Source organism: Nitrosomonas sp. (assembly GCA_031316255.1).
In the GTDB taxonomy this organism is placed as follows: Bacteria; Pseudomonadota; Gammaproteobacteria; order Burkholderiales; family Nitrosomonadaceae; genus Nitrosomonas.
Genome location: JALDQW010000001.1, coordinates 2057162 through 2071026 on the forward strand (window position 1 = coordinate 2057162; position 13865 = coordinate 2071026).

A 13865-nucleotide genomic window follows, 5' to 3' on the forward strand; every position below is an offset into this window, starting at 1 on the left:
CACGGATACGGTTTATCCGATCTTGCGCAATGTGAGTAAAGGCGGCGTTGTGAGTGTCGTGCGCGTGCCGAGCATGCCGGCAATCAGTACGCCAACGATACCAATGAAAACACCCGTCACCCAAATCCACGGATTGAATGTATACGCCAGATGCAATACATGGTTGCCGATGGCGTAACCCAGCAGACTGGCGCCCGCGGATGCAAACAAACCCGCCAGGCTGCCCAGAATGACAAATTCGGCAGCCCAGGCGCGTGTCAGTTGTTCGCGCTTTGCACCGAGCGTTCGGAAAATGGCGGCTTCGTGGATACGTTCATCCTGTGTGGCTGCAATTGCGGCGTACAGAACGATAAATCCGGCCAGCAATGTAAACAGAAATACAAATTCAATGGCGCGGGATACCTGCTGAATCATTTCCTGCACCTGTTTAACAACAGCGGCAACATCGATGACCAGAATATTTGGAAATTCCCTGACCAGTTCATGCATCATTTTGGTTTCAGATGGCGGCACATAAAAACTGGTGATATAGCTGACAGGATAATTTTCCAGAAAACCGGGCGGGGCGACAACAAAAAAATTAACGCGGAAAGAATCCCATTCAACCTTTCGCAGACTGGTTATAGTGGCAGTATACGTGTTGCCTGCAATATCATACGTCAAGCGGTCGCCGAGTTTGACGCGTAAAGTTTTTGCAATGCCTTCCTCAACGGATATTACGGAATCGTCACCAGAATGCGTTTCATCCCACCAGTGTCCTTGAGTAATCAGGTTATCTTGCGGCAATTCGCTGCTCCATGACAAGTTGAAATCGCGTCTGATATGGTTGGCTGCATGGGGATCGTCATAATCTTCCGGTGTGATTTTCTGGCCGTTAATTTCTATGAGGCGCGCGCGAACCATGGGATAAACAGGCGGACTGTCGATATCATACCGGGAGAAAAAATTTTCCAGTAAAGGGAGCTGATCTTTCTGGATACTGATTAAAAAATGATTCGGCGCTTCCGGTGGCAGCGTAGTATGCCAGTCTTCAATCAAATCATCCTGAACCAATGTCAGCACCAGCAGCGCCATGAAGCCGAGCCCCAGAGAGACTGCCTGAACGATACTCGACAATGCGCGCCGTCGAATGTTTGCGAGTCCATAGCGCCAGGCGCCGCCCGCCTGATGGCGCAGACCCGATAATGCTTTAACCAGCAGCCAGCCGATCAAACCGAAACTGACAACCGCGATCGAAAACCCTGCGATAATGTAAGCGCCCAGTTTTAGGTCGCCGGCTTTCCATAAAAACAGCAGGGACAGGGTGGACAGGCCGAGAAGATAACCGGTGATGCTATGGGTGTTGGGCAAACCGATATCTCTGCGCAGAACGCGCAATGCCGGAACGCTGCGTAAATTAAGTATCGGTGGAAGCGCAAATCCGAGCAGCAAAACCATACTCACTAAAAAACCATGTATGGCGGGCAGCCAGCCTGGCAACGGCATTGATGTGTCGGCCAAATCGGAAAGCCAGGCAGACAGGATTTCCTGAGCCGCATAACCGATCAGGCATCCTGCGAGACTGGAGGCTATGCCCAATACAATAAAATAATACAAATAAAGCGCGAACAATCCCTGCTGGCTTGCGCCCAAGCTTCTCATAATCGCGCAGCCGTCCAGATGACGTTGCGTAAACCGGCGTACAGCGAGCGCAATCGCTGCTGCCGCCAGAACAACACTGACCAGCGCGGCTAGATTTAAAAATTTCTCGGCGCGTTCGAGCGCCGACTTGATTTCGGGTCGTGCATCGCGTATGCCTTCAATCCTTTCCACGGCCGAAACCTGTTCTTTGGCCCAATTGCGGTATGACTCGACAGCCGAAAATTCACCGGCTATCAATAACTGGTAGCTGACACGGCTGCCTTCCTGGACAAGTCCGGTTGCCGGCAAATCCGCTGCATTGATCATGACGCGCGGCGCCATATGGATAAATCCGACTGAGTGGTCGGGTTCGCGCGTGATGACCGCGGCCACTGCGAGCTGAACGGCGCCGATTTCCAGCAGATCGCCACGACTGAGATCCATGTATGCCAGCATTTTTTCATCCACCCAGAGTGTTCCCTGTTCGGGGATCTGGGTGGCGGCGCGGTTTTCCGGGTTGGCGGATGTTCCTGCCAGATAGAGTTTTCCGCGCAAGGGATAACCGTCGGAAACGGCTTTGACCTGCGCCAGCTGGTTGTTTTCCCCATCCGATACCATGCTTGGAAATTGTGTAACTGTTGCGGTTTTCAGGCTGCGGTGTTGTGCTTCCTGGCCATACAGTTCTGATAGCGGGCGGGTGGAAATAATCAATAAATCCGCGCCAAGGAGCTGATTGCTTTCCCGCGATAATGTTTTGTCAACCCGGTCGGCAAAAAAGCCGACAGTCGTCATGCTGCTGACAGCGATGACTAGAGCGAGTGTCAGAACATAGAGCTCACCTGCCCGCCAGTCGCGGCGCAACATGATGAAAGATAAACTGAAAAAATGCATAAACGAGTTATTTGGGATAACGGATTAATTGTTTGTAATGAAACTTGGATGCCGCGATGGCCAGTTAAGTTTAAAACTCGGGTTAATATATTCAATTTATTATAAAGCAAACTGACAGAAACGATGCATGCTGTTGATTGCAGATTAGAGTTGGCTTGAAAACAGCTGGATGGTACAAAATTCTTTGGGTTGATTTAAACCAAAGCGCAGATTCAAGTTCAAGTGCGACAATTTGTCGCATTGCTTTTTTGGCATTCTTGCGTGATAGTCATAAAAAAATAAAGAAAATTGAACTTTGATCAGGTGCAGGGGAATTTACTGTACACTGTGATGTCGAAGTCATGAATTTATATAATTAGTGCTGTAGTTATTAGCTGTTTAATATCATTGACCCTCTATGGAAGTGCTGTTTGGCAATAACGGGAAGTGTTGGTGATCTTTGTTTGACGATATAGTTAGCCCTCTATTGTTACGTAGATTATCAATTCTGAACCCGGCAATTTGTAAACAGCGCTTCCACCCTCTGACTTTCCTGTTCGATACGTATCTGTATCCGTTAATTCGTAATAAAGATTAACCGCAATAAACGATTATGATGCGGGTGCTGAAGTTTTAGGTCGTATTCGGCCGGTAGGCATACGTTTGCCGTCTTTTCATAGAAAAAGCAAACCGCTTGTCAGTCAGTAGTAACAGATATATAGTCCGGCACCGATTAACATTAGGGTAGAAATTGTGTGCACAAAGGGGACAAACCATTTCATGCTTCCAGCTATAGTGTTGCCCTTTAAAAATGCCATGTCCAGAGTCAGAATCAACAGCACCATGCCCGCGCCAAAAGCATAATCCACCTGTAACAATGCTGCCAGATCGCTTATTGACCGACTTGCCAGTGCCTGTAGCTACAATTTTGTTTTACTCCACAAATATTCATCCGGATATGACGGGCCGTGAATGCCTGTTTTGTTGGATGGTTTGGCTACCTTGATTGAGTTTTACGGATGGTTTTAGACAGCTTCCAATGATGCGATATCCGGTTCAAATTTCAGGGTTGTTTCATTAAAAATAAAAAATAAAAAAGCGCAGGTAAGCAAAGATAATTAAAAAATTTTTTCATATTCAAGAAACGTTTGTTTGATAGTTAACGAATAAAGTGATTCAACCCGATGGAATCGACCATCATCTGGCGGTAATAGGTTGATTTTCTTGCTTGTAACGATTCCAGTGGATTGTAATTGTCGGTAAGAACAGTGCCTAAACTCTGATCCAGGGTAATTATTCGCTGCTTGAACCAGGCGCGTTGTTGTGGGCTTAGGCGCGTTGTTTCTAGATTGATAGGCTGACCGGAAGCAATAAAGATAAAGTCGTTAAAGTCCCTGTCGGGCTCGGCGATTAACGATAACTGATGAGGAAAAACCCGGGCAAGCGTTTTGCTGACAGAAGCCAGGGCAACGTTTTTGCCGTTTTCCAGGAATGAGACAAAATTCAGTGCGACAATGCCGTTGTTCGAGAGCAAAGATTGTAGTTGGCGCATGGATTCAACGGTCAGCAGGTGCGCCGGTTCGGAGCCGCCTGTAAATACATCCATGATAATTAAATCGTAAGGGCCTTTTAGTTTGCGGATTTCATACCGGGCATCGCCGATAATCGTTTTTCCGGTCGGCCTAAAGTTAAAATAATCCCGTGCAGCATCGGAAACCGCCGGATCGATTTCCAGCGTGTCTGTCTGTATGCCGTAGCGTTTGAGTGTCGTGACCATATGACCTGCGCCTTGACCAACCAGTAAAGCATGCCGCATGCCGGAAACGAGCGCAGGCAAATGCTTAACGATCTCCTGATAGGCAAGAACATTCTCATCGTGACTAATGCTGGCCGCGCCGATGGTGGAACCGTCCATCATCAGCAAACGATAATTGTCGGCAGGATTGTCGATGACGCGCACCCAGCCGTACAGGCTTTCCTGTTCAAAACGTGTTTGATAACGTTCGTCGTCAACAGCCTGAGTGCCGGAATCGGCGATAAACGGTAACAAAACGATGCTGATGACAAGCAAGGTTGCAACAGCCGGTAATGCAACTGCGAGTTTTATGCGTTCACGCTCAAAATAGGCTACGCATAACGCCAGAAACAGGAGTGCAAAACCCAGTCCGATAAATATTTCGCGCGAGCCGATCTGCGGAAACAGGTAGAAACCAAGAAACAATGTGCCGATGACGCTGCCCACCGTACTTACGGCATAAATTGAGCCGGTGCTGGTGCCGATGCCTTCCAGGCTGGATGTGGCCAGTTTGACTGCAAAGGGACCGACCATGCCCAACATAAGCAGGCTTGGCGTAAACAGTATCAGCGTGCTGACAAAAGTTCCCATCCGTAACCCCAGTGGATCGGTGGCCAGCAATACGGGTCCGGTCAGCCAGGGAACCAGTAAAGTCAGAAAACCGGACACGGCAATGATAAATGCCAGGCCGAAGTTCCGGGTTTGATCGGCCCAGCGTCCGCCAATGAAGTAGCCCAATGCCAGCGCAATCAGTGTCACAGAGATCACGGAAGTCCAGACATACAGGCTGGCGCCATAAAAGGGCGCGATCAGTCGGGTGCCGAGCAGTTCGATCACCATAACCGCCGCACCGGTGATGAAAACGGTTAAATAAAGCCATATCCGGCTATAAAAACTCGGGATAAATGTTTGCATGGAATTGAAGTGTTATTGATATTCAGAGGCTTGTGTGCCTTGCTTGGCGGTATCTATGTTCGCCGGGGAGATGGCAATCGGCGTATTTTTGCAAAAAGTTGCATTGTATAGACAAGGCAGGATGCTGAGAATGCGGCAAATTGTCGCACCTGACATTTCCGGCGTGACATATTGTCACGTGTGACAATATGTCACATTGATTCTTTAATCTTTTTGCGGGATAGTAAAAAACATTCGGCGTCAATGAACTGAATTCAGTAACTCGCGTCGCTCTGAATTGTGGTTATGCGCTGAATAAAAGTGTTTCGTTTCTTGTGAAACATGATGATTACTTTATTGTATCTTTTCCTCCATGGGTGTGTTGGTGAAGGCTGCTCTGCATGCGTTGGTATGTTTATGAGCTGCATACCGTTAAAAACGCAATCAGAGTGGCCGTTGCCAACATCCCATTCCCCCATAAGGGCATCTCTAAAAATCGATATTTTGTCACAATACTTTGTTATTCACAAAAAATATCTCCTTACATATCAATCATATGCTGCGTCAATATTTTTTGCTATCAACAAGAACTGGCCTCGTCTTGTTTAAAACTCTGAATTTTTAGAGGTGCCCATAAATAAAATGTCCTAAAAACTGGTGCGACATTATGCCGCATTGCATTTAATCAGTCTTTACGGGATAGTAGTTACTGTTTTTACAGTGCATCGGCATTGACAAAACATCTGCAAAACTTTTGTAAATGTTTTCTGTTAATGTGTATGCCTGTTTGAGCAATTGCAGTTTTGTCACATGGGAATGTTGCACGACAGTAAATTGATGCAGCCGATAATTCTTTTTTAGCCGATGGATAGCCCTTTTTGCTTAATGAATGATTGGTTGTGGAAAACTTTTGTTATCAACATTCCCACCATTATCAATCTTATCATTTTCCATTTTCTCGGAAGCGTTGGTCACGGATTGCTTTAAATTTGTGGTGCTGATGATCTGGATAGCCCCGTTTATTGGTGCCGTCAAAGATTGGCTTAAGCTGATAATCAACGCTTCCCCCTTTTTTGATCAATGACGGATTTGCCGGGAATCCTTGAGATCTGTCGCTGCGGCATTATGCCACATTGATTTTCAGAACATTATGTTTGATAGTAATACACGTTCTGAAATTATCCGGAATCGGCCAACAGCCTATTGATTTTCGATTAGCGGCATGTTCCGAATTAAATTTTTTGAATGGCTCTTTCCTCCATGGGGGTGTTGTAAAAGATTTATGAATAAATTACTTGGAATTTGATAGCCCTGAAAAAATTCCGAGTAACTTAAACGATTTACGATACCCCCTTCCTTCCTTATGATCTGGCGCATGTTTATGATTCAATGAACGGGATTGAATGCGCGGGCGCGACAATTTGTCACATTGTTTTTTTCTTTTTTCTGAATAATGATAAAAAAGTGTTCGATGGAAAAAGAGCACTTTCAAAATTTTTAAACAACAATAATCAGAACGATAAACAGTTTTAGTGCGTTTAAATACAATCTTAAAGACATATTTCAATGGGAGAAGAATTATGACAAGTCATTGCAGAGGCAAATTTCCATTAATAGCGGTGGCATCGATTTTTTTGACGCTGGCCAGTCAAAACGCTTTCACACATACCCGTTTAACCGTCCCGGTAGCGCCGGAAAGTTCTGCCGCGCATGGTACGACTACAACAGCGGTCAATATTCCGCACGGTTGCGGTGACAATTCAGTGATCGGCAATATATTTTTCCTGCCGGATACCAACAGCGCAACCGTACAGACATCAACAGACAGTTTTGCGACGTTTGATGCGCCAGAAGGTGATAATGCATTGAATTATATTGTTAACCCACCGTTCATCAGGATAATCAAAAGCAGGGATCTGTTTGATCATACAGAGTTTATCAAAGATGCCCTGGGCAATCCCTTGGGATTCTGGGCGGCGGGCGGTGAGTTACCGGCGTCTAACTGGGTCGGTCAGTTGCCGATTAATATCACCGCAGTGGCCATTCAACCCGGTTCCTGCGCTAACACAGTCGTATTTATTCCAGCCATTGCCAATATCTGCAAGGTGACTTCACTCGCGGAAATCAATAGCCTGGATCCCGACAATCCCAATGTTGATTTCTGGACAGCGCCAGATGTCGGATCACCGTACGATGCGCCTGGTTGGAATTATCCCGCGACGTTTACCGTGGAACGCGATTTAGAGAACAATCCTTTGCCAGAGAGTTGTGGTGCAGGTATCGATGTGCGGATCGTACCTTCGGCGGCGCAAATGAATCGCGATATGCCGGTCAGAATGAATGGTCAGCAGGTTTGGCCGTTGCCCTGATGCCGGATTTTAAAACAATGGTCTTCTGTAAAGACGAGAAATAGCACTGGCCTTTTTACCGAATAGCCGCCGCATTTTGTTGGTGGCTATTTGTTTTTTAGGCTCATGGTTTACAGCTGCGACAATTTGTCGCATTGTTTTTTATAGCAGATAACAAGATACTAAAAAAGAGAAATGTAGTCGAAGTAAGTCGCTGCGGTTATAGATTCTATAGTGATTCAGCATTGATTTACATAATTTATAATAAAGAAGGACAATCGAGAGATGAATAAGATGAAGTTGTTAACCTGTATTTTGACAGGTGTTACAGTAATCGGCCTGGGTCAAAACGCGTTTGCGCATACGCGGTTGAATGTGCCTACAGCAACCGAAGGTGAGCGCAGCATTAATCACCTGGTAATTTCGCATTCCTGTAATGATAACACCCGTACCATCGGGACATCGGTAGTATTCCCGGATGGCGTGGACTCCACCATTCTTGTGGATGGTGTGCCGCATACCGGTTCAATTACAGATTTTCTGACCAACTATGGCAATAATGCGCAAATGATTTTCGATCGTTCGGCTTTCGACTTTATGGACGAAAAGTCTGATGCTAACGGTAATTCAGTCGGATTCTGGGCGGGCGGCGGTCCCGGCATGCCGAATAACTTGAATGTGGCCACAGCGATCAGGCTCACGGCGGCAAATATCGAACCGGCATCCTGTGCGACCAGTGTAAAGGTTAATATATCTATTGTAGATATTTGTGAAGTTACCGGCGTTGATGGGTTTGGTGAAGGAACTGTTGAACTGTGGACACACGCCGGATTGGGTACACCGTATGATCGCGATCTTCATTTTGCTGTCGATACAGGAACAGACCCTGGTCCGGCGCCTTTTACCATCAATCGTGATCTGCAAAACAATCCGCTGCCTGAAAATTGTGGAGAAGGCGTGTCCGTAGAATTGAAAGCATCGGCAGCACAAATTAATCGCGATATGCCGATTAAACTCAATGGACAGCAACTCTGGCCCAGACCATAAGCCTGATTGACTGATTACGGTTTATACAACAAAAAATCCTGCAAGCTTTACTGGCTTGCAGGATTTTTTTATACAGGTGCGACATTTTGTCGCATTGCTATTTGTTTATCGCAGAAGGATAATTAAAGGCAGTAAGGTAGGTGCTATAAGGTCAATGCGCCACAGTGATTTGTCTATGTGATTTTGGCGGACAACCTAGCGGACAACCTAGGCAAAGCACCTGTAACTTAAGGAGAATATCTGATGCGGTTTCGAAATTTGAGAAAAATTTATATCAACCTGTTGCTGGCAGGCAGTATGTTGGGGTATGCAACATTCAGCAGTGCGCATGGCGGCAGTGGGATTACGATGGATGCTGCGGGGTCTTCCAGAACATTTACCGGCGTAGCGCTGGTCACCTGTTTTGACGATGGCAACGGTCCGGCTGAAAACCTGATTGCCAGAATACGCGACAATTCGCAGCCGGTACCGGGATTATTGGTCAACTTGCAAATTTTTAAAGGCAATAAAGCGGTCAATATCACGGATACCGTTTCCGGTGACGCAAACTACAGTCCATTTGTCACGTTGCATGGCGGACCCGGTGTGTATTACATGATTATCAACAAGACAGATGCGGGTGCACGTAATTTTGATGTTGAATGGCATTGTAACACTGCCGACGGTATCCACACAGGAACTGAGATTTCTGTGTCTCAGTTTAACTAAAACTAAACAGTAACAGGACAGAAGTCATGATGAAAAAGAATTTTGTCAATTTAACGGCGCACGGCTTGTTATATGGCGCTGTTTTAATTTCATTGATATTTTTTGCCACAACTGCTTCCCTGGCGGCGCAATTGGCCAATAAACCTTCGCCAAAATGTGAATTGACGACATTGGACGGTACACCGGCTGAGAATCTGCAAGCATTTAAGGGCGAAGTTGTTTATGTGGATTTCTGGGCGTCCTGGTGTCCGCCTTGCGCGCAATCGTTTCCATTTCTGAATCAACTTCAGCAGGATTTTGGCGAACAGGGGTTGCGAATTATTGGCGTTAATCTCGATGAAAAAATCACCGATGCGGACAAGTTTTTGTCCAGACATTCAGCAGAATTTTCCATTGCTGCGGATCCGACAAAGCAATGCGCGAAGGATTTCGATGTTATTGCGATGCCATCATCCTATCTGATTGACCGCGAGGGCGTGGTACGTTATATTCACCGTGGTTTTCGTCCGGGAGAAACAGAAGAGCTGCGTATGATTGTTGAACAGCTTCTGCATTATTAACCTTGAAGTGTTTCAACATGACATTGAGGCAGTTATGTGTAATCATTTTCTTTGCTATGTTTTCGGCGGCGGTTTCAGGCTGTGCTCATGTTGCCGTATGGGAGCGCGGCCATCTTGCCAAGCCTCAGATGGCAATCGATCCTCAACCTTTGCAAAATCATATTCAATTTCATAATTATTCAAGTCGGGAGGCTGCTGCCAGCACCCATTCCGCTGGCGGTGGTGGTGGATGCGGGTGTTATTGAGTTTTTCCGATTTTAAATGGCCAGAAATAAAAAGAAATCAGAGATTGGTCAGTATTGTCGTAACAAAATACTTGTTGCCCGCCAGACTAAACCTGTTGTAACGGCTGCGAAACCAAGCAAGGCGCTTCAGGCGCTGACATCTGCAGCAGTGGTTTTGCCCGGCTTGTTGCTATCGTCCGCGCAGGGCGCAAGTGGCGATCATGTTAATTTCCAATTCAGCCGGTATCAGGAAGGCAATCGAAATCTATTCGGTGCGCCGAATAGCCTGAATCCGATACGCGCGGATGTGTTGCATGGGAGTGGGTTATTCTCTCTGACTGACCGCGCAAAGTTTTCCTTCAACTATACCCAGGATACCTGGTCGGGTGCGACGCCTGTGACGACATCGCCGCTGGCGGCCAATGGCAACCAGTTTATTTTGGGCAATACCGATACAGGGGTTGCTGTTGTCGGCGCATCGCCGATTATTAATACGCAAATACAGCTGGACCGCGATCTGAACCCGCTTCAGAAAAATACCGGCATCAAAGATACACGTTCGGTATTGGTGCTCTCGTCCGCTTCACCGGAAACACGTAACCAGGCCAATTTTGGACTGGGATATGAATGGGACGATGCGGCCGTCAATGCCAGCGCCGGATTTTCACTGGAACGGGATTACCGTTCGAGCTTCGGCAATCTGGGTGGACGACTGGATTTCAATCAGAAAATGACCAGTGTGAAGTTTGGCGCGGGTTATACCAGCAGTAATATCAGCGCCATTCTGGACCACGATGCAGCACCTTATCTGACCAAAACAGCTTTTGCAAACCAGATCAAGCGGCCCGGCGACGGCTCGGAGATTTTGCGGGGCGACCGTCAGGACTGGTCTGCCAATCTGGGTCTGACGCAAATTCTGACCAAACACGCGCTTGTTGACGCCAATTTTGGTTATACGCATAGCAATGGCTATCTGGAAAATCCGTACAAGGCGATGACGGTTATTTTTGTTGATCCGGATAGCCTCAATAACGGTCAGACCGTACCGGTTACCGGCGATGTACGCGCTTTGCTGGAGCAACGACCCGGTCAGCGCAACCAGTTTGCGTTCAGCACCAAATACATTCAGCATATCAATCCGTTCGATGCGGCGCTGCATCTGGATTACAAATTTACCACGGATGACTGGGGGATTAATACCAATACGTTTAGCGCCAGCTGGATTCAGCCGTTGCCCAATAACTGGACATTGACGCCGAGAATACGCTACTACTCACAGGACGCAGCAAATTTTTATGATCCATTTCTGATTTCCCAGCAAAAATTCTCCAGTCAGGCGCTCGATAGCCAGGGCCGGGAAATCTGGGTCGATTCATTAAACACCGACATCGAGTATTTTAGGGATGATAATTTTAATCTGCTCGATGGCGCCGGCAATCTGGTTGACGAATCGACGATCAGAGTGCAACCGAAGACGATTGCGTTCGATTCCGGGCAGTTGCCGGATAATTTTTCCAGCGATCACCGCCTGGCGGGTTTTGGTTCGCTTAGCGGCGGCGTCACTCTTAATAAGCAGTTTGCACGGGGTGTTTCGCTGGAAGCCGGTTTCGAATATTACACGCGCGCGAGTTCCTTTAAACTCGGTGGTGACGGCGGAAACGGTTTTGCCGATTTCGATTACTATGTTGCTAATGCCGCTTTGAAATTGAATCTGGAATCGATGCGATTGCCGGGTTCAGGTAACCGCATTCATCAGCACTCGCATCATGGCGAAAGTCAGCCGTCAACACACAAACAGAAACATGGCCAACCGGCAGGCGTCATGTTTGCGCATATGCTGGACAATGCCGGTGAATTCATGCTGGGCTACCGCTTCATGTACAGCCGTATGGCCGGAAAAATGCTGCACGGTTCCAATACCGTCAGCGATTCAACAATTGTCAATCAGGGTTGCAGCGACGATAATTTATGTGCTTTTGCACCGGCCGACATGGATATGCGCATGCATATGCTCGATATCATGTATGCGCCGACCCGTTGGTTGAACTTGATGCTGATGCCGCGTTTCATGGATATGGAAATGAACCTTCGCGAACTTGACGGTAGGCCCCCGCCAACTGCGGAAGAGCATCAACATTTTGGGGGGCATGCTACGGGTGTAATCGGCGATACGTTGATGGCCTCGTTGATCAAACTCTATGAAAAACCGGGACACCGTCTGCATGCCGGTCTGGGATTCAGCGCGCCATCGGGGAAGACTGACTTGCAGCTTCGGCGCGTTTTTAAAGTTGACGGCGGATCGATACATTTTGGCATGCAACTTGGCAGCGGTACCTGGGATTTTGTGCCCAGCCTGACTTATACGGGCGAACACAACCGCTGGTCCTGGGGGACGCAGGTAAGCGGCGTCAAACGTATGGAAGAAAAAAATGACGCCGGCTATCGTCTCGGTGATCTTTTTCAGGCGACAACCTGGACAGGGTTTGACCTGACGCACTGGTTGACGGCTTCCGTTCGCGGTCTTTATACCCTGCAAGACCGGATTCACGGCGACTTCAATTCATTTAACGCGCGCATAGGCCCAATGGATTTCCCGGCGAATTATGGCGGGCAGTTCTGGAATATCGGAGTGGGCGTCAATGCGGTTATACCGGGCGGGCGGTTTGCGGGCAATCATTTCGGTTTTGAATGGTTGCAACCGGTACATACCGATGTCAATGGTTTTCAGTTAGACCGCAAGGGTGCATTGGCTGCATCGTGGAGTTATCATTTCTAAAATTTCGGATGCTGCATTTTAATTCGTCTGGACTTGGCTTCCTGAACTGGTTTACGCTAAACCAATGGCTAAACTGAAATATTATCATTTTGACTTCAATGCAATGGGGTCGCCTTGTGCCATTCAGTTATACGCTAAAAGCCAGAAAACAGGGTATGACGCAGCCAAATTGGCCATTGATGATGTCAGTCGTTTGGAGAAGCTGTATTCACGTTACCGGGATGACAGTTTCTTGTCAGAAATCAATCGTGCTGCTGGCATCGGCGGTGAAATTGCCGTGGATGAGGAAACCGCCGGGTTGCTCGATTATGCAGCGACCTGTTATCAACAAAGCGATGGTCTGTTTGATATTACTTCTGGCATTCTGCGCAAGGTCTGGGATTTTAAATCTGGAATATTGCCAACGGAAAAGGCGATCGACCGGATCAAAGAAAAAATAGGCTGGCATCGGCTCAGATGGAAGCGGCCGGTTTTGTCATTCGATGTTCCCGGTATGGAGATCGATTTTGGCGGCGTGGTCAAGGAATATGCCGTTGACCGGGCGGCCGCCTTATGCATGGACGCAGGTATTTATCATGGCATTGTCAACCTGGGGGGAGATATTAAAATCATTGGGGCGCATCCGGACGGCGCTCCCTGGCGGGTTGCCATTCGACATCCGCGACAATCCGGCGCAGCGCTGAAAACAGTATTGTTCGATAAAGGCGCACTGGCCAGCAGCGGCGATTATGAGCGTTGCATCACGCTCAACGGCGTACGCTACGGTCATGTGCTCAACCCGAAAACCGGCTGGCCGGTAAGGCATATGGCCGCTGTCAGTGTCGCTGGCGAGTTTTGCGTCGTCGCCGGCAGTGCTTCTACAATCGGTATGCTCAAGGAATTACAGGGACCTGAATGGTTATCCGAGTTGGGGCTTCCACATGTATGGGTTGATGTTGAAGGAAAAGTTGGAGGAACCATGATTGAGCAATCATTAAGCTGAATCGGGTCCTTGTTGAATTGACTGGTTATCATGCGATACCG

10 protein-coding genes are annotated in these 13865 nt (G+C 47.6%); 7 read left to right on the forward strand and 3 right to left on the reverse strand.

Annotation, left to right across the window (positions count from 1 at the left end):
• Positions 1-12 precede the first annotated feature (12 nt).
• From MRK00_09195 to MRK00_09205, 3 genes are all read right to left on the reverse strand, one after another.
• Entirely contained in the window at positions 13-2511 is a 2499-nt protein-coding gene (locus MRK00_09195; GenBank protein MDR4517545.1) for an FtsX-like permease family protein, read from the reverse strand.
• Between the two features lie 1138 nt (positions 2512-3649).
• Positions 3650-5200, reverse strand: a complete 1551-nt coding sequence (locus MRK00_09200) for a fused MFS/spermidine synthase (GenBank protein ID MDR4517546.1) — start codon at positions 5198-5200, stop codon at positions 3650-3652.
• Positions 5201-6061: 861 nt separating this feature from the next.
• Positions 6062-6238 carry a hypothetical protein gene (locus MRK00_09205; protein ID MDR4517547.1) on the reverse strand — a complete coding sequence of 59 codons (177 nt, stop codon included), beginning with the start codon at positions 6236-6238 and terminating at the stop codon, positions 6062-6064.
• 521 nt (positions 6239-6759) lie between these two features.
• Between MRK00_09205 and MRK00_09210 the strand changes: the two genes are divergently transcribed.
• The 7 genes from MRK00_09210 (at position 6760) to MRK00_09240 (ending at position 13824) form a co-directional block, all read left to right on the forward strand.
• Positions 6760-7548 (forward strand): hypothetical protein, encoded by a 789-nt coding sequence (locus tag MRK00_09210; protein MDR4517548.1) that lies wholly within the window; start codon positions 6760-6762, stop codon positions 7546-7548.
• A gap of 264 nt (positions 7549-7812) precedes the next feature.
• A complete protein-coding gene (locus MRK00_09215) occupies positions 7813-8574 on the forward strand; it encodes a hypothetical protein (protein ID MDR4517549.1) in 762 nt (253 codons plus the stop codon).
• A 243-nt stretch (positions 8575-8817) separates the two neighbouring features.
• Positions 8818-9282: a hypothetical protein gene (locus MRK00_09220; protein MDR4517550.1), complete on the forward strand. Its 465-nt coding sequence runs from the start codon at positions 8818-8820 to the stop codon at positions 9280-9282.
• A 26-nt stretch (positions 9283-9308) separates the two neighbouring features.
• Positions 9309-9842, forward strand: coding sequence for a TlpA family protein disulfide reductase (locus tag MRK00_09225; protein ID MDR4517551.1), 534 nt, complete (start codon positions 9309-9311; stop codon positions 9840-9842).
• A 56-nt stretch (positions 9843-9898) separates the two neighbouring features.
• Positions 9899-10087 carry a DUF4266 domain-containing protein gene (locus MRK00_09230; GenBank protein ID MDR4517552.1) on the forward strand — a complete coding sequence of 63 codons (189 nt, stop codon included), beginning with the start codon at positions 9899-9901 and terminating at the stop codon, positions 10085-10087.
• Between the two features lie 16 nt (positions 10088-10103).
• Positions 10104-12842 (forward strand): DUF3570 domain-containing protein, encoded by a 2739-nt coding sequence (locus tag MRK00_09235; GenBank protein ID MDR4517553.1) that lies wholly within the window; start codon positions 10104-10106, stop codon positions 12840-12842.
• 64 nt (positions 12843-12906) lie between these two features.
• A complete protein-coding gene (locus MRK00_09240; protein MDR4517554.1) occupies positions 12907-13824 on the forward strand; it encodes an FAD:protein FMN transferase in 918 nt (305 codons plus the stop codon).
• Positions 13825-13865: the final 41 nt, after the last annotated feature.